Annotated in this window: 19 protein-coding genes; 12 read left to right on the forward strand and 7 right to left on the reverse strand. The window is 72.3% G+C overall.

Going from position 1 to position 18,526, the window contains the following annotated elements; all coding sequences use genetic code 11:
• Positions 1-180 precede the first annotated feature (180 nt).
• From OG373_RS38005 to OG373_RS38030, 6 genes are all read left to right on the forward strand, one after another.
• Positions 181-948, forward strand: a complete 768-nt coding sequence (locus tag OG373_RS38005; RefSeq protein ID WP_405443352.1) for a thioredoxin family protein — start codon at positions 181-183, stop codon at positions 946-948.
• A complete protein-coding gene (locus OG373_RS38010; protein WP_405443353.1) occupies positions 936-1,580 on the forward strand; it encodes a TlpA family protein disulfide reductase in 645 nt (214 codons plus the stop codon). The genes OG373_RS38005 and OG373_RS38010 overlap by 13 nt, the downstream gene beginning before the upstream one ends.
• On the forward strand, positions 1,577-2,350 hold the full coding sequence (locus tag OG373_RS38015; protein ID WP_405443354.1) for a cytochrome c biogenesis CcdA family protein: 774 nt from the start codon (positions 1,577-1,579) through the stop codon (positions 2,348-2,350). The genes OG373_RS38010 and OG373_RS38015 overlap by 4 nt, the downstream gene beginning before the upstream one ends.
• Positions 2,351-2,419: 69 nt before the next feature.
• On the forward strand, positions 2,420-2,989 hold the full coding sequence (locus OG373_RS38020; protein WP_405443355.1) for a hypothetical protein: 570 nt from the start codon (positions 2,420-2,422) through the stop codon (positions 2,987-2,989).
• 34 nt (positions 2,990-3,023) lie between these two features.
• On the forward strand, positions 3,024-3,755 hold the full coding sequence (locus OG373_RS38025) for a response regulator transcription factor (protein ID WP_405443356.1): 732 nt from the start codon (positions 3,024-3,026) through the stop codon (positions 3,753-3,755).
• Positions 3,752-5,164, forward strand: coding sequence for an ATP-binding protein (locus tag OG373_RS38030; RefSeq protein WP_405443357.1), 1,413 nt, complete (start codon positions 3,752-3,754; stop codon positions 5,162-5,164). Before OG373_RS38025 ends, OG373_RS38030 begins: the two co-directional genes overlap by 4 nt.
• Before the next feature lie 41 nt (positions 5,165-5,205).
• On the opposite strand, the gene OG373_RS38035 is transcribed toward OG373_RS38030, so the two are convergent.
• Together OG373_RS38035 and OG373_RS38040 are read right to left on the reverse strand one after the other, a co-directional pair.
• Complete coding sequence (locus tag OG373_RS38035) at positions 5,206-5,943, reverse strand: SAM-dependent methyltransferase (RefSeq protein WP_405443359.1); 738 nt, start codon at positions 5,941-5,943, stop codon at positions 5,206-5,208.
• Positions 5,944-6,054: 111 nt separating this feature from the next.
• Positions 6,055-6,561 carry a hypothetical protein gene (locus OG373_RS38040; protein ID WP_405443361.1) on the reverse strand — a complete coding sequence of 169 codons (507 nt, stop codon included), beginning with the start codon at positions 6,559-6,561 and terminating at the stop codon, positions 6,055-6,057.
• Between the two features lie 1,017 nt (positions 6,562-7,578).
• On the opposite strand from OG373_RS38040, the gene nadE reads away from it, so the two are divergent.
• The 5 genes from nadE (at position 7,579) to OG373_RS38065 (ending at position 12,389) form a co-directional block, all read left to right on the forward strand.
• On the forward strand, positions 7,579-8,409 hold the full coding sequence (gene nadE / locus OG373_RS38045; RefSeq protein WP_405443363.1) for an ammonia-dependent NAD(+) synthetase: 831 nt from the start codon (positions 7,579-7,581) through the stop codon (positions 8,407-8,409).
• Positions 8,410-8,559: 150 nt separating this feature from the next.
• A complete protein-coding gene (locus OG373_RS38050) occupies positions 8,560-9,786 on the forward strand; it encodes a PP2C family protein-serine/threonine phosphatase (RefSeq protein ID WP_405444350.1) in 1,227 nt (408 codons plus the stop codon).
• Between the two features lie 129 nt (positions 9,787-9,915).
• Positions 9,916-10,677, forward strand: a complete 762-nt coding sequence (locus OG373_RS38055) for a GNAT family N-acetyltransferase (RefSeq protein ID WP_405443365.1) — start codon at positions 9,916-9,918, stop codon at positions 10,675-10,677.
• 192 nt (positions 10,678-10,869) lie between these two features.
• Positions 10,870-12,135 carry a YhgE/Pip domain-containing protein gene (locus OG373_RS38060; RefSeq protein ID WP_405443366.1) on the forward strand — a complete coding sequence of 422 codons (1,266 nt, stop codon included), beginning with the start codon at positions 10,870-10,872 and terminating at the stop codon, positions 12,133-12,135.
• A gap of 107 nt (positions 12,136-12,242) precedes the next feature.
• Entirely contained in the window at positions 12,243-12,389 is a 147-nt protein-coding gene (locus tag OG373_RS38065) for a hypothetical protein (RefSeq protein WP_405443368.1), read from the forward strand.
• Positions 12,390-12,637: 248 nt separating this feature from the next.
• Here the strand turns inward: OG373_RS38065 and OG373_RS38070 are convergent, their stop codons facing one another.
• Positions 12,638-13,333 (reverse strand): hypothetical protein, encoded by a 696-nt coding sequence (locus OG373_RS38070; protein WP_405443369.1) that lies wholly within the window; start codon positions 13,331-13,333, stop codon positions 12,638-12,640.
• 433 nt (positions 13,334-13,766) lie between these two features.
• Here OG373_RS38070 and OG373_RS38075 point away from each other — a divergent pair, with 433 nt between their 5' ends.
• Complete coding sequence (locus tag OG373_RS38075) at positions 13,767-14,231, forward strand: DUF2199 domain-containing protein (protein WP_397735878.1); 465 nt, start codon at positions 13,767-13,769, stop codon at positions 14,229-14,231.
• 23 nt (positions 14,232-14,254) lie between these two features.
• Here OG373_RS38075 and OG373_RS38080 read toward each other — a convergent pair whose 3' ends face one another.
• From OG373_RS38080 to OG373_RS38095, 4 genes are all read right to left on the reverse strand, one after another.
• Complete coding sequence (locus OG373_RS38080; RefSeq protein ID WP_405443370.1) at positions 14,255-14,791, reverse strand: hypothetical protein; 537 nt, start codon at positions 14,789-14,791, stop codon at positions 14,255-14,257.
• 103 nt (positions 14,792-14,894) lie between these two features.
• Positions 14,895-16,208, reverse strand: a complete 1,314-nt coding sequence (locus OG373_RS38085; protein WP_405443371.1) for a HEAT repeat domain-containing protein — start codon at positions 16,206-16,208, stop codon at positions 14,895-14,897.
• A gap of 22 nt (positions 16,209-16,230) precedes the next feature.
• Positions 16,231-16,743: a hypothetical protein gene (locus OG373_RS38090; protein ID WP_405443372.1), complete on the reverse strand. Its 513-nt coding sequence runs from the start codon at positions 16,741-16,743 to the stop codon at positions 16,231-16,233.
• A 170-nt stretch (positions 16,744-16,913) separates the two neighbouring features.
• Positions 16,914-18,470 (reverse strand): serine/threonine protein kinase, encoded by a 1,557-nt coding sequence (locus tag OG373_RS38095; RefSeq protein ID WP_405443374.1) that lies wholly within the window; start codon positions 18,468-18,470, stop codon positions 16,914-16,916.
• Between the last annotated feature and the right edge of the window lie 56 nt (positions 18,471-18,526).

Genomic DNA, 18,526 nt, shown 5'->3' on the forward strand with positions numbered 1-18,526 from the left:
CAAGATCGCGCCCAGCAGGTTCGGACGGCCCGACACGGTCCTATGCTCACCTCAGCCGAGCGGCCCTCGGCGCCCGGGCAGTGCGCCCCGGCGAACCGAGGGACCGACCGCCGACTTCACCGAACCGGGGGGCCTGCCGCCCTTCCCGTAGCTCTCACCGTGCCTTGGGGTGCCTTCGCCATGACTTCTCGCATGCTCCGACCCGTCCGCACCGGCCGCCACGCGCAGCCCCGCTCCGCCTCGTTCCTGAAGGCGCGACTGCCGCTCGTCACCGCGGCCGTGGTCGCGGCGGGTCTGTGCGCCGCCTGCGGGGCATCCACCCAGACCGTCGGTTCCGCCTCGCCGGCCTCGGCCGGACGGTCCACGCAGGCCACCGAATCGGCCACTCCGTCGGCCTCCGCCTCCGCCTCGACCGAGGCCTCGCCGAGCGCCTCGGCCTCGCCGCCGGCCTCCGCCGGCACGACGCCCGGCTCCTCGCCGACCCCCTCCCGGGCCCGCAGCAGTTCGGCCGCCCCCAAGCCCGCCCGTACGTCCGCCGCGCCCGCGCCGGCCCGGATCCCCGGGCCCGGCTACGACAGTTCGGCCGACGCGCAGAAGCTGATCGACGCGGCGCTGAGCGCGGCCAAGGCCGACGGCCGGATGGTGCTGCTCGACTTCGGGGCCAACTGGTGCGGCAACTGCAAGGCCGCCGACAAGGTGTTCGCCCAGTCGCAGACGGCAGCGATCCTCGGAGCCTCGTACCACCTCGTCAAGATCGACATCGGCGGCAACAGCTCCGCCAACTCCGCGCTCCTGCGCAAGTACAGCCCCTCGGGCGGCAGCTACAAGATGCCCGTCCTGATCGTGGTCGACTCGTCCGGCAAGGTGCGCACCGACACCCACGCCACCGGCAACCCCGCCCTGACCGCGGAGGGGATCAACGCCTTCCTGCGCAAGTGGGCTCCGTGAGAGCCCGGGGCCCGCACCGGGCCGGGGTGCGTACCGCGGCCCTGGCCGGAGCAGGCCTCGCCGCCGCGGCGGCCGGCTGCGTCTTCGCCGCCCTGGGCACGGTCGCCGCCGACGGCAGCCGGGCCGAGGCGGCGGCCGGGCCGGTGACCGCGGTCCGGTCCGCGGCCGAGGCCACGGTCATCGACCCCGCCGCCCGGCCGGACGCGCCCGAACTGTCCGGCGACGACCTGGACGGGAAACCGATCGGACCGGCCGACCTGCGGGGGCACGTAGTCGTCCTCAACGTCTGGGGTTCCTGGTGCGCCCCCTGCCGCGCGGAGGCCGACGACCTGGACCGGCTCGACCGGCAGACCCGGGACGCCGGGGTCCGGTTCCTCGGGATCAACACCCGTGACCCGGACCGCGCCGCGGCGCGCTCCTTCGTCCGCGCGCACGGCCTCGGCTTCCCCAGCCTCCACGATCCCACCGGTGCGCTCCTGCTCCGCTTCCCTCCCGCGCTGCTCAACCCGCAGGCCATCCCCTCGACCCTTGTGATCGACCGCCGCGGCCGTATCGCCGTCAGCATCGGTGGCGCGGTCACCGAGGACGAACTGAGGCCCCTGCTGACCCACGTGATGGAGGAGGCGCCGTGACGGCGGGCGCGGCGCTCGCCGCCGACACCCCGGCCCTCCTCCACGGGGCCCTGGCCATCGCCGCCCCGGTGGCGTTCCTGGCGGGGCTCGTCTCCTTCCTCTCACCGTGCGTACTGCCGCTCGTACCGGGCTACCTCAGCTACGTGACCAGCCTGTCGGTCTCCGACCTGGCGGAGGCGAGCGGCGGGCGCCGCAGCCGGATGGCGGCCGGCGCACTGCTGTTCGTCCTCGGCTTCACGGCGGTCCTCGTCTCCGGCGGGGCCCTGTTCGGGTACTTCGGCCGCACCCTGCTGGCCCACCAGGAGGTGGTCACCCGGGTGCTCGGTGTCTTCACCGTGCTGATGGGGCTGTCCTTCATGGGCTTCCTGCCGGGATTCACCCAACGGGAGTTCCGCAGCCACCGGCGTCCCGTGCTCGGACTGGCCGGAGCCCCCCTGCTGGGCGCGGTGTTCGCGGTCGGCTGGACCCCGTGCATCGGGCCGACGCTGGCCGCCGTCCAGGCCCTGGCCTGGAGCGAGGCCAGCGCGGCCCGCGGAGCGCTGCTGATGGCCGCGTACTGCCTGGGCCTCGGACTGCCGTTCGTCCTGGCCGCGCTGGCCTTCCGGCGGGCCCTGGGCGCCTTCGGCCTGGTCAAACGGCACTACGCGTGGGTCCTGCGGATCGGCGGCGGCCTGCTCGTGCTCGTCGGCGTGCTGCTGGCCACCGGCGTGTGGAACGACCTGGTGTACCGGCTGCAGTTGTGGAGCGCGGACTTCACCACCGCCGTGTGAGCGGGCCTCCCCCCTTCCCCTCCGCTTTCCCCTCCCCCTTACCCCGACACAAGAGACACAGAGACGCAGATGAACCTCTCCCCGCGTACGAAGCACTCCCGGAAGTCCCGGACGGCGGTCGCCCTGCTCTGCCTGGCCGCGCTCACGGCATGCGGCGAGCAGCCCGCCAAGGGCTCCGCCGCCGCGCCGCCGCCCACGAGCAACTTCAGCGAGAACGGGGTCAGCGTCACGCTCACCGTGTCCGACTGGCACGCCCCGAACGGCACCCTGACCGCCGTCTTCACCCCCGAGGAGAAGGGCTTCCACCTCTACAGCACCGAACTGCCCCTCACCGGGATAGAAGGCGTGGGCCGCCCGACCGCCGTGGCCGTCACCGGCGCCCTCAAGGCCGACGGGAAGCTGACGGCCGCCGCCGACGTACGCACCATCAGCGTGCCCGGCGTCGACGCCCCGGTCCCCGTCTACCCCGACGGCCCCGTCACCACCACCCTGCCCATCCGCGCCGACGGCAACGGGGACGCGACGGTCCTGCTCGGTTACGCGAGCTGCAGCACGGAGCAGGGCTGCACCATTCCGGTCGCCGACCGCCCCGTACACCTGCGGATCACCGACGACGGCCCGACGTTCGCCGCCCACTAGAAGGGCGCCCGGACCGAACCCCTAAGGTGTGCCCATGCCCAGCGTCCTCGTCGTGGAAGACGACCCCAGCATCCGCCAGTCACTCATCGAGGTCCTGGCGGAGCACGGGTATGCCGTACGCAGCGTGGGCGACGGCTTCGGCGCCCTGCGCGAGGTCACCCAGACACCCGTCGATGCCGTGGTCCTCGACCTGGGGCTGCCCGATCTGGACGGGGGAGACGCACTGCGCATGATCCGGGGCATATCCTCCGTTCCCGTACTCGTGGCCACCGCCCGCGACGACGAGACCGAAATCATCAAGCTCCTCAACGCGGGCGCCGACGACTACCTGGTCAAACCCTTCTCCGGGGGACAGCTCATCGCACGCCTGTCCGCCGTCCTGCGCCGCACCAGCCACGTGCCGCCCACCGGCGCCGCCCATGCCGGGCCCGGGGCGCGGCCGGCGCCCACCGCCGAACCGCTGCGCGCCACCACCGTCGGCGAACTCGCCGTGGACCCCGGCGCGCGCACCGCGTACCTGGCCGGCCGGGAGCTCCACCTCACCCGGCGGGAGTTCGACCTCTTGGCCTTCCTCGCCCACCACACCGGCCAGGTCGTCTCCAAACGCCGCCTGCTGACCGAGGTCTGGCGCGAGCCGTACGTGGACGACCAGACCGTCGACGTGCACCTGTCCTCGCTGCGCCGCAAGCTCGGCGAACGCGCGGCCGCTCCGCGCTACCTGCTGACCGTGCGCGGCGTCGGCATCAAGCTGGTGGCCCCCCGGTGAGACGCTCACTGGCCGGAGTGGCGCTCGCCGTGACGTCCATGGTCGCCCTCTCCTTCCTCATACCCCTCGGCGCCCTGGTGATGTCGCTGGTCAAGGAGCAGAGCGTCACCGCGGCCGAACAGCGCGCCGCAGCCCTGGCCCCCGTCCTCACGCTCACCACGGATCCGTCCGCGCTACGGGAATCCGCCGCAGGCCTGGACGCGTCCGAGCACCTGGTCGTCCACCTGCCGGACGCCCAGACCCTCGGCGACACCCAGGCCCCCGCGAAGCTGCTCGAACGGGCCCAGCAGGGACGCGAGTCCATCTCCCAGAAGACCCCCGGCGGATGGATCTGCCTGCAACCCGTGGTGCTCCCCGGCGACCGGGTCGCCGTCATCGAGAACTTCGTCCCCGACGAGGAACTGACCCGCGGGGTCCGAGCCTCCTGGGCGGTCATGCTTCTGCTCGCGGTGGGTCTCGTCGGAGGCTCCGTACTGGTCGCCGACCGGCTCGGCGCGAAGGTCGTCCGGTCCTCCAAGAAGCTCGCGCAGGCCTCGCACACCCTGGGCCAGGGCAATCTCGACACCCGGGTGGAACCCATGGGCCCCAAGGAACTGCGCGACGCCGGCGTCGCCTTCAACGCCATGGCCCACCGGATGACGGAACTCCTCGCCATCGAGCGCGAACTGGTCGCCGACCTGTCCCACCGGCTGCGCACCCCGCTGACCGCCCTGCACCTGGCGTCGGAGCGGATGGCCGGGACGCCGGAGTCGGCCAGGGTGGAGGCGGCGGTGCACGCGCTGGAGACGGAACTCCAGGCCATCATCGCGGCGGCGCGGACTCCGCTCGCCGTGGGGCCCATGGGTCACGGCCTGCGCAGTGCGGAACCGAGTACGCCCCAGCAGGCGGCCGGGGCGGAGCCGTCCGCGGGCTGCCGCTCCGAGGTCGCCGACGTCGTCCGGCGCCGGACCGCCTTCTGGGCGGTCCTCGCCGAGCAGCAGGACCGGTCCTGCGCCCTGGAGATCACTCAGGAACCCACCGGCGTCAGCCTCAGCGACGACGACATCGCCGCCGTGGTGGACGCGCTCATCGGCAACGTGTTCAGCCACACCCCGCCCGGTACGGCGTTCGGCGTCCGCGTCGTCCGCACCGCGCAGGCCGTGGAGCTGATCGTGGAGGACTCCGGGCCGGGTATTCCGGAACCGGACCGGGCGCTGTCGCGGGGGAGCAGCACCGGTTCCTCGGGGCTCGGCCTCGACATCGCCCGCAGGGCCGCGGCCGTCACCGGCGGCTCGATGCGCATCGGGCACGGGCCGCGGGGCGGCGCGCACATCACCGTGGTGTTCGCGCTCGCGCCGTCCCTGCTGACCGGGCGCGGGCCGCGCGGCTCGCGACGGCGGACCGGATGGTGGCCGCCGCGCAAGCGGTGAACTGCGCGGTGGCGGCCACTGTTGCGCCCGGGCCCTCTCGGTCAGCCCGAGGTCGGCCGCAGCACCAGGGTGAGGAAGCCGAAGCTGTCCCGGTAGGAGTGCAGCCATTCCGTGCGCCGGGCGGTGGCCGTCGCGAGTGCCTCGGCCGCGTCCGGATCGCCGGGCCGGTCGAGCGCCCACGAGGCCAGGGAGCCCCAGCAGGACCACTCGTAGTCGTCCAGCTCGCGGCGGGTGCTGACATGGCCGTGGACCGGGGTCCAGCCGTCGGCGACGACGCGGTCCACGGTGGTCGCGAGGTCGTCGAGCTCGCCGAAGAGCTCGAAGGCCTCCGGGGAGGGCGTGCGGTCCCAGAACCCGTCACCGATCAGTACGCGGCCGCCGGGAGCCAGGTGCTTCCGGGCCGCCGCCAGGGTCGGCAGCAGACCGCCGAAGGCGTGGGTGGCCCCGACGCTGAGCACCAGGTCGAAGGCCTGCGCGGGGACGAAGTCGGCGGCCTCCTGGTGGTGCAGGACGAGGCGCTCCCGGACGCCGAGCCGGCCCGCCGACCGGCCGGCCAGCTCCAGGGCCTGCTCGGAGACGTCCACGCCCTCGGCATGCAGGCTCGGGTGCGCGGTCAGGGCGCGCAACAGCCATTCCGCGCTGCCGCAGCCGAGGTCGAGCACCCGCTCGTCACCGCGCGGGGCGCCGTGGCCGAGCAGCCGGCGTACCGAGTCGTCGTCGAGCGGGGCCTTGATGGGGTGGCCGGCGTGGGCGATCCCGGAGATCTGTTCACGGTTCATCGGGGCAGCCTCTCAACACCGAAGGTCCCGCGCACCTGATTTCCGTCCGACTACCGGACATGCCACGGCAGTTTGGCGGACCGGCGGACCGGCGGCCCGGTCTCCCGGGACCTAGCGACCGGTGCACCTCCGTTCCCAGGCCTGCGCGAACATCTCGTGCAGGGGGGCCGTCGGGAGCACCCGGCCGAAGGGGGCGTGGACCGAGTTGCCCCACAGCGGGCGGACCAGGTGGCTCGCCAGCTTCACGGTCTCCAGCGGCAGGTTCGGGGCCTTCAGGTCGGTCCACTCCCCGGGCAGGAAAACGGTCCGGCCCGCCCGAGCCCGCTTCGCCTCGACGACCGCGCCGGTGGCCAGGAGTTCCTCCCGGACCTCCTTGTGCCGCTTGGCGGACCAGCCGTTCCACCGCCGCACGTTCCGGTCGGTGGGGGAGGCCAGCGTCGCCACCTGGAGGTACAGCGCCGCCGCGTCCGCGCCCGCGCCGAGATCCGCCGCGACCCGTGCGACCAGCTCCGGGCAGGACAGCCGCGGATCCGCCTCGTACGCACCCGCCGGCAGCGGCCCGGAGCGCGCCCGGAGCATCATCCGCTCCAGCCCGCCGCCGACCAGCAGCGGCGCCACCCGGTCCAACTCCTCCGCGAGGTCGGTGACCTCGCGGATCGGTGACCCCGGTGGGGAAGACCTCCACCAGCCCGGCCAGGACGGGGTCCGCCGGCGGACGGGCCGTCAGGACCGCGTCCGCGGCGGTCAGCAACGCCTCCGGAACCGATTTCTCGCGGGTGACCGAAAGGATCGCCCCCACCATCCGGGCGGCCTCCTCGTCACCGTGCCCGGCTGCCTTGGCGGAGGCCCGCACCCGGCGCACCAGATCCGCCGGCAGGTCCGCCGGCGAGCCCGCCCACGCGTCAGGAACGCCTCCAGGGCCGAGTGCGCCGCCGGCCGGATCCAGCGTGTCGGCGAGGAAGCGCTGATGGGCCCCGAACTCCTTGGCCGGCATGGCCCCGCCCGCGGCGAACAGCATGGCGTTGGCCCGGCGGTAGCCGGGATCCACCGGCAGCCCGTGCTCGGCCTCGGCCGCGCGCGCAGCCGCGTAGGCACGCCCGCCGGGCCGGCTCCCGTAACAGATCAGCCGGTGACCCACCGTGTCCCAGAACCAGGGCAGGTGCGCCGGCGGCAGCCGCCGTGCGCGCACGGTCATCGTGTCGACGAACCGGCCGGGCTTGTGCCGGGACCGGCCGAGCTCGGTGCGCATGTCCTCGATCAGGCCCCGCGCGACCCCGGCCGCACCCGGGTCATGGGCGGCGACCCAGTCGGCGTACGTGGTCGAGGCGTGCGGACCGGAAGCGGGCAACAGGGCATCGAGCGAGACGATCATGCTTCGCATCGTCGCACGGGCCACTGACACTCCGTGACGGCCCACGGCCGTCCGATCCGCACGCTCCCCGGTCCGCAAGCACCCCGGCAGCCAGGCGCCCACCGGCTCCCCGGTCCGCAGGCCGCCGACTCCCCGGCACCGCCGTGACCGGGCGCCGGGGCCCCGCCCGCTTCCCTTAGAGTGCTTCCGTCCCGTACACGTGACTGTGACCCCGGCCGGGCGGCGCGTGCCGACCCGCGCACGGGCCCGAGCGAGGAGCAATCGTGACCGACCTGGCGTCCATATCCCTGCAGCAGGAGATCGCCCGGGATCTCCAGGTGAGCGCGTCCTTCGACGCACGGCAGGAGATCGAGCGCCGCGTGGCCTTCCTCGCCGACCGGCTGACCTCCACGGGCCTGCACTCCTTGGTCCTCGGCATCAGCGGCGGTGTCGACTCCACCACCGCCGGCCGGCTGTGCCAGCTCGCCGTCGAGCGGGTCCGGGCCGCCGGGCACGACGCGACCTTCTTCGCGATGCGGCTGCCGTACGGGACCCAGGCCGACGAGAAGGACGCCCAGCTGGCGCTGGAGTTCATCCGGGCCGACCGCGTCCTGACCGTGGACGTGAAGGCCGCGAGCGACGCAGCCCTGGAGGCCGGGCTGGTCGGCGGCACCGTATTCCACGACGCCCACCACCAGGACTTCGTGCACGGCAACATCAAGGCCCGGCAGCGCATGGTCGCCCAGTACGCGGTGGCAGGCGCGCACGCGGGTCTGGTCGTCGGCACCGACCACGCCGCCGAGGCGGTCTCCGGCTTCTTCACCAAGTTCGGCGACGGCGCGGCCGACGTCGTACCGCTCACCGGTCTCACCAAGCGGCGGGTACGGGCCCTCGCGGACGAGCTGGGCGCACCGTCGCAGCTGGTGCACAAGACCCCGACCGCGGACCTGGAGACCCTGGACCCGGGCAAGCCCGACGAGGACGCGCTCGGCGTCACGTACGACGACATCGACGACTTCCTGGAGGGCAAGCCCGTCGGCGGGGCGGCCTTCCAGGCCATCGTCCGCCGCTACCGGCTCACCGAGCACAAGCGACAGCTGCCGATCGCCCCCTGAGCGCCTCCGCGCTGCCGCCACCACGTGCCGTGCAGCTCCGGGATTGGGCCGAACGGCTCAATCCCGGAGCCTGCGGGGGACCGCCCCGCACCGTCGCCCCTATCGTGGGAAAGACCCCATGACAGGGCGGTGGCGCGCGAACGGGTGGACGTGGACGGAACCGGGATCGACTATCAGGCTGTGTTCCAAGCCCTGCCGGGCGCGGTCGCGCTGCTCACCCCTGACCTGGTGTACCTGGACGCCAACGAGTCCTTCCTGTCGGCGTCAGGCCGTACCCGGACGCAGCTCGTCGGCCGCTACCTCTTCGACGTCTTCCCCGACAACCCCGCCGATCCGGCGGCGAACGGCATGCGCAACCTGCGTGCCTCCCTGGAACGGGTCAAGGCCACCCGGGAGCGCGACACCATGGCCGTGCAGCGCTACGACGTGGAGGAGCCCGACGGGTCCGGGGTGTGGCACGAGCGCTACTGGAGCCCCGTCAACGTCCCGGTCCTCGCCCCCGACGGCAGCCTGGTGCTGTTGCTGCACCGGGTGGAAGAGGTCACCGAATTCATCCGGGCCCGAGGCGCCAGCAGCGACCGGGACCAGGCCCAGGTGCTGGAGGCCGAGATCTACACCCGCGGCCGGGAGCTCCAGGAGGTCAACGAACGCCTGCGCACGTCCCATGCCTACGAGCGCGATGTGGCCCTCCACCTCCAGGAGGCGCTGCTGCCGGCGCCGGTTCCGCTCGGCCACCACCAGGCCGCCGTGCGCTACCGGCCCGCCACCGAGTCCCTGAACGTGTGCGGCGACTGGTACGACCTCGTCGACCGGCCCGGCCGCACCGCCGTCGCCGTCGGCGACGTCGTCGGCCACGGGCTGAGGGCGGCCGGCGTCATGGGCCAGTTGCGCAGCGCCCTGTCGGCCGTCTCCCATGTCGCCGAGGGACCGGCCCAGGCCCTGGAGGTCCTCGGCCTCTACGCCCGCTCCGTCGACGGAGCCGAGTCCACCACCGCCGTCTCCGTCTTCATCGACTGGAACAGCCGCACCCTCACCTACAGCAGCGCAGGCCACCCCCCGCCCCTCCTCTGCCACCCCGACGGCACGGTCACCTTCCTCGACGGGGCCACCGACCCCCCGCTCGGCGCCCGGCCCGAGCACGCCCCCCGCCCCGAGGCCCAGGTCGCCTTCACCGTGGGCTCCGTACTAGTCCTCTACACGGACGGGCTCATCGAACGCCGCCGCGAGGACATCGACGTCGGACTGGGCCGCCTCGCCGACTCCCTCGTGCGCCACCGCACCGCCACCGCCGACGCCATCGCCGACGCGCTGCTGGCCGAGCTCATTCCGGCGGCCGGCATCACCGACGACACCGCGCTGGTCGTCCTGCGCATGTGAGGGCCCCCCGGCCGCCCATGTGCATCCCCGCCCACCTCCGGCCGCCTCCGGACCGCCCGGCCGCCCCCGAGCCACCCGCGCCGGAAACCCGAAGGCGTGCCCGGGGCGGCGGCTGCGTAGGCTCGGCCCATGCAGAGTCCAGAACTCCAGCGCGTCCATACCTTCCTGTCGGACTTCGCCCGCCGCCAGGCCGCGCGCACCGCGACCCTTCCCGGAGGGTTCGCCGTATACGACGACGCGTACGGCGAGTCCCGGGCGAACAACCAGGTCGTCATCGACGCGGCAGTGGACCCCGATGCACTGCCGGCCCTCGCGGACGAGGCCCTCGGACATCTGCCGCACCGGCTGGTCTCCGTACTCGACGACGAGACCGGCAGGGCGTGCGCGGAACCGCTGATCCGGGCCGGCTACACCCACTCCACGTATCTGGTCATGCTGCACACCGGCCCGGCGCCGGACGCCGGACCCGCGCAGGAGGTCGACCTCGAAGCGCTGCGCGTTCCGCTGACGCGGCGCTGGCGGGGCTTCCTCCCGGACGTCGACGACGAGGTGCTGCGCCAGCTCGTCGAGCGGCGCGAGGCCCGCCGGCGCGGGGCGGACATCGTGCGGTTCATCGGCGCCCGCACCGAGGCGGGCGAGGTCGCCTCATGGGCCGACCTCTACGTGGACCGGGCGACCGGCACGGCCCAGATCGAGGACCTGATCACCGCGGAGGACCACCTCGGCCGCGGCTACGCGGACGCCGTCCTGGCCGGCGCCCTGCACCGGGCCGCCGCCCACGACTGCGATGCCCGCTTCCTGACCGCGGACGCGATGGACTGGCCGCGCCACTGGTACGAGCGCCGTGGCTTCACCGTCATCGGCCACACGCACGCCTTCGAACGGGGCTGACGCCGACCCGGCGCGACCGTGCCCGCGGTGGGCTGTTCCGGTGGTCCGTACGCGGGATCGCGGCCGGTGTGCGAGGGGTGCGACGGCCCGGACGGGTGCGGGGACCATCCTGGGGGTGCCGTGCGGCCCGGCCGCTCCCACCGCCCTTCCGTCCTTCGATCCCGGCCCGCCGCCGGGAAGCTACGGAGACCGATGTCCCCGACCGACGCCCCCGAAGCCACTGCCGCGGCCCTGGTGCGCCGCCCCCAGCTGTGGTTGGTCCCCACGATCCTCACCGGGCTGCTCGCCCTGCTGCTGTCGCTGCTCTACATGGGCGGCATCGTCAATCCCAACGCGGAACTGCGCCACTTGCCCATCGCCCTGGTCAACGAGGACACGGGAAAGCCCCCGCCGGGGCAGCAGGAGAACCTGGGTACGCAGATCACGGCCGCCATCTCCGCCGACCCCGCGGGTGGCAAGGCGGACTGGCGCGAACTGACCCTCGCCCAGGCCGAGGACCAGCTCGACTCCGGAAAGGTCTACGGCGCCCTGGTCGTCCCGGCCGGCTTCACCGACTCCGTCGTGGCGCTCCCCACGTCCGGGGCCACGAAGCTGCCGACCATCACCGTGCTCACCAACCCCGGCAAGGGGAGCCTCGGATCCTCCCTGGCAAGCCAGATCACGACACAGGCAGCCCACCGCGCGTCCCGGACCGTCGGCGAACAGCTCACCGCGGCCGCCGGCGACGCGAGCCCCACCGCGAAGCTGCTGCTCGCCGACCCGGTCGACGTCGTCACGCAGGTCGGCCACCCGATCGGCGCGCACAGCGGCCTCGGCCTGACGGCCTTCTACTACACCCTGCTCCTGGTGCTGGCCGGATTCATGGGCGGCAACGTCATCAGCAACGGCGTCGACACCGCCCTCGGCTACGCCGACAACGAGATCGGCCCCTGGCACACCCGCCGCCCGACGGTCCCGATCACCCGTACGCAGACGCTGCTCCTGAAGATGCTGATGACCGCGGGCATCACGCTCGTCAGCGTTTCCCTGGTGATGCTGGCCTGCGTCGCCATCCTGGGAATGGACGCGTCCCACCTGCCGCTCCTGTGGATCTACTCCTACTGCGCGGCCCTCGCCGTCGGCCTGGGCGTGCAGGCCATCAACGCCGCCTTCGGCGGAATCGGCCAGCTCGTGTCGATGTTCGTGTTCATCGTCCTGGGTCTGCCGTCGTCGGGTGCGACCGTGCCGCTGGAGGCGGTCCCCGGCTTCTACCGCTTCCTCTCCCACTTCGAACCGATGCGTCAGCTCAGCGACGGCGTACGCGCGATCCTCTACTTCGACGCCCGCGGCGACGCAGGCCTCACCCGCTCCTGGATCATGATCGTGGTCGGCACCGTACTGGCCCTGCTCTTCGGCTTCGCCATGACCCTCTACTACGACCGCAAGGGCCACAAGCGACTCACGCCGCAACCCGCCTGACGGCTGCGGCGCGTTGTGGTGCGGTCCCGGTGCGGTGAGGTCGGCCGCGTGCACATACCTGCTGCGCCTCGGGGTACACGAGCCGACGAGGACCCCAAGGAGGCGACATGTCAGCGTTGTTGACCCGTATCAAGCAGTTCGCCCGCAGCCCGCAGGGGCAGCGGGCCGTCGCATCGGTTCGGCGCGCCGCCGCCGACCCCCGCAGGCGCACACAGGCAGGCCGGCTGCTGAACCGCCTGCGGGGGCGGCGCTGACCGCCCGGCGCTCCTAGGCCGTCTAGGCCGTCTCTTTCGGATCTTGCCGGGCCCGCGACGCCCGGCACCGCACCCGGCCGCGTTGTCGGTGCGCCCGAGTACGTCCAGTACTCGGGCGCACCTCCGCCTTGCCGGGCACGGCACCGGACGACGCGGACTCGGCCGACAAGATCCGAAAGAGACGGCCTGGCTGCGCAGGCCACGGCGGGGAGGGCATGCCCGTGCCCCGCCGTGGCCTGGTCCGAAGCTCAGCCCACGCGTTCGACGCGTGCGCGTCGGATGAGGTTCTTGCCGGGCTCCCGTACCTTGTCGAAGGCTGCGTTGTTGAGCAGGACGCAGCTGCCCGAGGGGCCGTTGACGGTGACGGTGGTGGCCTGGCCGTTGTCGAGGTTGGTCACCTTCAGCTTGGTTCCGACGGGGAAGGTCCCGCTACTGGCCGCCGGTGCACCCGCCTCACCGGACAGGGTCACCGTCGACCCCGGGCACACCACCTCCCCGGTCGCCGGCGGCACCTGCACACCGGTGGCCTGGCCCGGGGCGCTCGCGCCGCCGCCACCACCGCCGCTGCCGCTGTTGGCGCCACCGGCCACGCGTTCGACGCGTGCGCGTCGGATGAGGTTCTTGCCGGGCTCCCGTACCTTGTCGAAGGCTGCGTTGTTGAGCAGGACGCAGCTGCCCGAGGGGCCGTTGACGGTGACGGTGGTGGCCTGGCCGTTGTCGAGGTTGGTCACCTTCAGCTTGGTTCCGACGGGGAAGGTCCCGCTACTGGCCGCCGGCGGACCCGCCTCACCGGACAACGTCACCGTCGACCCCTTGCACACCACGTCGGGGGCGGCGGCATTGCCGGTCGCCACGGTGGCGACCACCCCGCCGGCCACCAGGGCTCCCGTGACGACAGAAAGCACGAGCTTCTTCTTGAGACCCATGGTCCGTTTCCTGGACACTTGACACTCCTCGATCCGATGGACGCTGTCTCCCCCGGAGTCCTGAATACGGCCGACGCCACACGCGCAAGCAGTCCTGTTGCCTTTTTACGAATCAGGCCGCGAGAAGGTTTGAGGCGCTGCGCGAGGGCGCAGTGCGGGGCTCCCGACAGCCGGAGCAGGCCCAACGCTGCAGGTAAACAGCCCCCTCACCCATGGACGGACGAACGTGCACCCCACGCCCCGACGCCCCCGCCCGGCGCGGGACCGGGCAGCCCAAAGGCAGCCTTAAGGTTCGTTTGATCTCCCCTTAACCACCCCGAGGCGAAGGCGTGGCGCGCTCGGTGAGTGGATGACGGCCGGGGCACGGAGGCCGATCAGTAGGCTCCGCGTCATGACCAGAGATCTCGGATTCACCTGCTCGTGCTGCGGCGCACGGCACCCTGAGCTCCCGATGAACTACACGGCCGAGGCCCCGGCCGTGTGGGATCCGGCCTTCGCCGATGCCGACGACTGCCTGCTCTCTTCGGACCAGTGCGTGATCCGTGGCCGGTACTACTTCGTCAAGGGTCTCGTCGAGATACCGGTCATCGGCAGCCAGGAGACGTTCTCCTGGGCCGTGTGGGTCTCCCTCAGCCGCGAGAACTTCTCCCGGGCGATGGACCTGTGGGACACACCGGGCCGGGAGTTCGAGGAGCCGTACTTCGGCCGGCTCACCACCGACCTGCTCGTCTACACCCCCACCACCCTCAACCTGAAGACGAACCTCCACACCCGGCCGCTCGGCGAGCGCCCCTTCGTCGAGCTCGAACCCACCGACCACCCCCTGGCCGTCGAGCAGCGCACGGGGATCACGCGGGACCGCGTACGCGAGATCGCCGCCGCCGTACTCCACCCCGCCGGCGACGGGCGGCGGTGACGGAACACGCCCGTAGGACTCCGTCAGTCCCGGTCCGAGCGGGAGAGCGCGTCGGTGATCATGCGGGTGGCGAAGTCGCGGTCGCCGGTGAGCCGGTTGATGTGTTCCGCGAGCAGCAGGGCCGTGGCTTCCAGGGAGTTCATCTCGTCCCCGGTCCAGTCCCCGTACTGCTTGCGCCACAGGTTGGGGCTCAGGCCGGTGGCAGCCGCGACGACCATGCCGACCATGGTGGGGATGACCTCGGGGCGGACGCTCTTGGGCATCATGCGCATCGACGCCACGAAGCTCGGCACCACGTACTCGATGACGTCCGTGTTCTGGTCCTCGTGAGCCATCCGCAGCCACTGCATGAACATGTAGATGAGCGTGCACGCGCCGTCCACCAGGTCATTGGCCTCCTCGGGGCCCAGTGACGCGGTGAACTGGTCGATCAGCTGCTGCTGTTCGGGGTCGGTCTCGCTCTTGCCCGAGTAGACGGACTTGAGTCGGGAGTCGATCATCATGAGTGCTGCACCCACATCCCCGGCGGGAGCGTACTTGGCGTCGCAGGGCGATGGCACAGGATTCCTCCTCGGGTGACCTTGAGCAGCGGGTCATCTCCGTACAGTAGCCACCGGACGGGAGGGCAGTCAGCCGAACCCTTGAGGGGGCCTTGGACGGGTCTCAGATCCGATAGGCACCTGTCGGCACGCCATGGGCAACGCCGTAGGGAGTCAGGGCGATGACGCCGGTACCACGAGAGGGGGTTTCCGGCCCAATGGCGAGAGGGCTGACTCCGAGGGACCGGGCGATGTCGGGCGCAAGGTCGAACGCTGCCCACTTCCAGGCGTCCGCGTCGGCCTCGGACTCGAGAGCCGGGTCCCATTCGGGCAGGAGACCGAGCTCCTCGCGGCGTATCCGCTCGTAGGGCAGCGGATCTCCCAGAGTCAGCAATTCGTCCTCGCCGTCGCCGGTTTCGCAGTACCGCCGGACCACTCTGCCGTCTTCGGCAGCGAGCCACGCGGAGCCGTCACCCTGGGCTCCGTAGTAGTACGCCTGAGCACGTCCGTAGCGCGAGCTGAGCCGAGTGCAGAGCCGCAGGACATCCTCGCTGCGGGCCTCGCCGCAGGGGTCGCACCAGGCGCCGAGTACAAAGGTCCACCCGTCGAGTTCGGGCGTGACGAACACCCTGGTGAAGCCCTCATGACCGTCGGGCCCGGCCTCGTGTCCGTCGTCGTCCACGATGTCGTTGCCGAGAGGGAAGGTCACGGGCCTCGGACCGGTAAGGCCCAGAGTGCTGATGATCCCGGCCTGGTCTCCGCTCGGTACCGCGATCCAGTGATTCGAGCATGCCCACAACGCCACAGGCCGGTCTGTCGCGAGCTTCATGCGGATGAGGCGCTCGACCGCCGCCACGTCCTTTGCGGACAGCGCGGTCTCACCGCCGAGCACCGCGAGTACGGTCAGCGCCCGAGCACGCTGCCGGCCGGGTCCCTCCCCTCGGATCTGCCGGAGCAGCGGGAGAAGACTCTGCCCGATCTTCGTGCCACGGATCACCAAGGTGTCCTGCGCCTGTTGGGCAACAGCACGATCGGTGTCGCCGAGCAAGGGCAGCAGGGCGGGGACTTCCGGCAGGCCGGCCCCGTCGCAGTGGTGGATTCCGAGCACCGCCCAGCGGCGGATCAACGGCGAGGGGTGCGACAGCGCGGCGGTGTACCGGCCGAGGGCTCCGGGGCCCAACCGTGCGAACGCGTGGCCGACCCGATTGTGCATCTCTTCGGCAGGCGCGTCGAGCAGTCCCTGAAGCAGGTAGTCGAATGCCACGCCCCCGATCCGGCGGAGCACGGGAGCGGCCGCTCTCCATTCCACGGGTGACGACTCGGCCGTCAGCTCACGCACGATGGCTTCGGCCGCCGTCGCACCGCCCGCGGCCAGGGTTTCCGCCGCCGCGACGCGCCGGTCCGGGCGACCGAGCTCCCGCACCAGGTCCACATTCATCAAGCCCTCCCAGCCGTCCACCCTAGGGGATGGCGCTGCTCACGCCGTCGGCGATTATCATCCACATGGGCTGGGCGCCCGTGCCGAAGGCCGCGGCCAGGGCGTAGCCGATCGCGGCGTCCGCCGGGCGGAGTTCGCGGTCCTCCCGCCATTCGGCGATGACCGTTTCGTCGCCGTCGGACGAGAAGTCGCCCAGGTGCGTGCCGTCGCGGGTCAGCCGACTGCTCGGGACGGAGTCAGGGACCAGGCGGTAGGAGGCCCCGTCGTACTCCACGTCCACCCGGTACGAGTGCCTGGTCAGCCGGCCCTTCGCCGGTAGCAGCCCGACCTCCGCGCCGTCGACCCGCATCGTGAGGTGCGCCGGGTCGCGGGTGCCGATGGCGATCTGTGGGTCCGCCTCCGCCGCGGGGTCGCGTTCCAGGGTCACGCGGGGGATCGTCTCGCCGTCGACCTCGAGGCGGTCCTGGCCGCTCAGGCGGACGGTGATCGCGCCGAAGTGCGTGTCCTCGATGGGGGCTCGGTCTATCTGGTTCACAGGTGAGAGTCGCTTCGGTGAGTGGAGTGCATGGAGTGTGTGGAGTGCGCGGAGAGGGGGACGTGCGGTGGGTGTGCGCTGTGCCGGAGGCACAACAGTCCTTCCGCATCACCCTACCGGCGACGATCATGGTTTCCTGTCGTGCCGCCGCCCCGCCGCCCCGCCGCGGGTCACTCGCGCTTCCACACCTTGGCCACGGCCTCCAGGTAATCGTCCTGACCGTCCTCGATGTTGGTGATCTCCAGTACGAGCAGCAGGTCGGAGGAGACGCGGACGCAGAGCATGTCGTCGATGCCCCACTCGGCATCCTCGACCAGCGTTCCGTATCCGGAGGACCGTTCGTCGGAGAGGCAGTCGCTGTTCACGTCGGAATCCGCGGACGGCAGCAGCAGGATGTCGTTCCCGCCGAGGTCCCAGTTCGTGTGCAGGTCGACGTCGAAACCGTCCCCCGCCTTCGGGTCCGTGAAGTCGGCGGCGTCGATGCCGTACCCGGTGGGCAGTTGGATGTCCGCCTCGTCCGACAGGGACCACCCCTCGAAGGGGTCGGTGCTCTCGGGCGTCGGGTCCGTCGGGGTGCCGCCGCTGTCGTCCTGGGAGACGTACTGCTGGTCCTTGTCCTTCCCGTTCTGCGCGGCCGTGTAGGCGAGGGCCCCGATCGCCGCGGCCACCACCACAGCCGCGGCCGCGATGAAGGGTGCTGTACGGATCCGGGCGCGGGCCCCTCCCGGGCGCGTTCCGTGGCCGGGCAGGGCGGCGAGCGGCACCGCCGCCGCGGCGGGATCCACCCGCGTGGGCGCGTACCGGGGAGGCGCGGTGGCCGTCAGCGAGGGGTCGGAGTCCGCCTCCAGCGCCGAGGAGGCACGTGCGAGGAGGCTGTGCGCGACGGGGGCCGGGAGCCAGCCGGAACCGTCCGGGCGGGCGTCGTCCGCCTCGGCCGCGAGTTCGGTGAACAGGGTGTCCAGGGAGGGCCGCGCGGCCGGGTCCTTGGCCAGGCAGCGTCGCACGAGGTCCAGCGCGGTCCCCGAGAGGGCGTCCAGCCGGGGCTCGGAGTGCACGACCCGGTAGAGCAGCGCCGGGGTGGCGCCGGTCCCGAAGGGGCTCTCGCCGCTGAGGGTGAAGGCCAGCACCGCCCCGAAGGAGAACACGTCGGAGGCGGGGCCGACCACGCCCCCGGAAGCCTGCTCCGGGGACATGAAGCCGGGGGAGCCGACGGTCATTGCGGTGCGGGTCAGGGCGCTCGCCTCGGTGGCCCGTGAGATGCCGAAGTCGATCACCCGGGGCCCGTCGGGGCCCAGCAGTACGTTGGACGGTTTCAGGTCACGGTGCACCAGTCCCGCCGCGTGCACGGCGGCGAGGGCCGCCGCCAGTCCGCGGGCCAGGGCGAGGGCCGAGGCCTCGGGGAACGGGCCGTGTTCGGCCACCGCCTCGGCGAGCGACATCCCGGGTACGAACACCGTGCTCAACCACGGTGTCGGGTCGTCCACTCCGGCGGCGAGGACCTGCGCGGTGAACCGTCCGTCCACCGCCCGCGCGGCGGCGACCTCGCGGGCGAACCGGCGCCTGAACTCCGGGTCCCGGGCCAGTTCCGGATGCACCACCTTGACGGCGACGCTCCGTCCGCCGGGCGTGCGGGCCAGATAGACCCGGCCCATGCCTCCGCTGCCGAGCCGTGCGACGACGTGGTAGGGCCCGACCCGTACGGGGTCACCCGGTATCAGTGCGTCCACTCGACCCCCCGCATTCGCGCCGGTCCGGCCGAATTCTAGTGGCGCGAACCATGGTC

Origin of the sequence: Streptomyces avidinii (genome assembly GCF_045161815.1) — a bacterium.
In the GTDB taxonomy this organism is placed as follows: Bacteria; Actinomycetota; Actinomycetes; order Streptomycetales; family Streptomycetaceae; genus Streptomyces; species Streptomyces avidinii.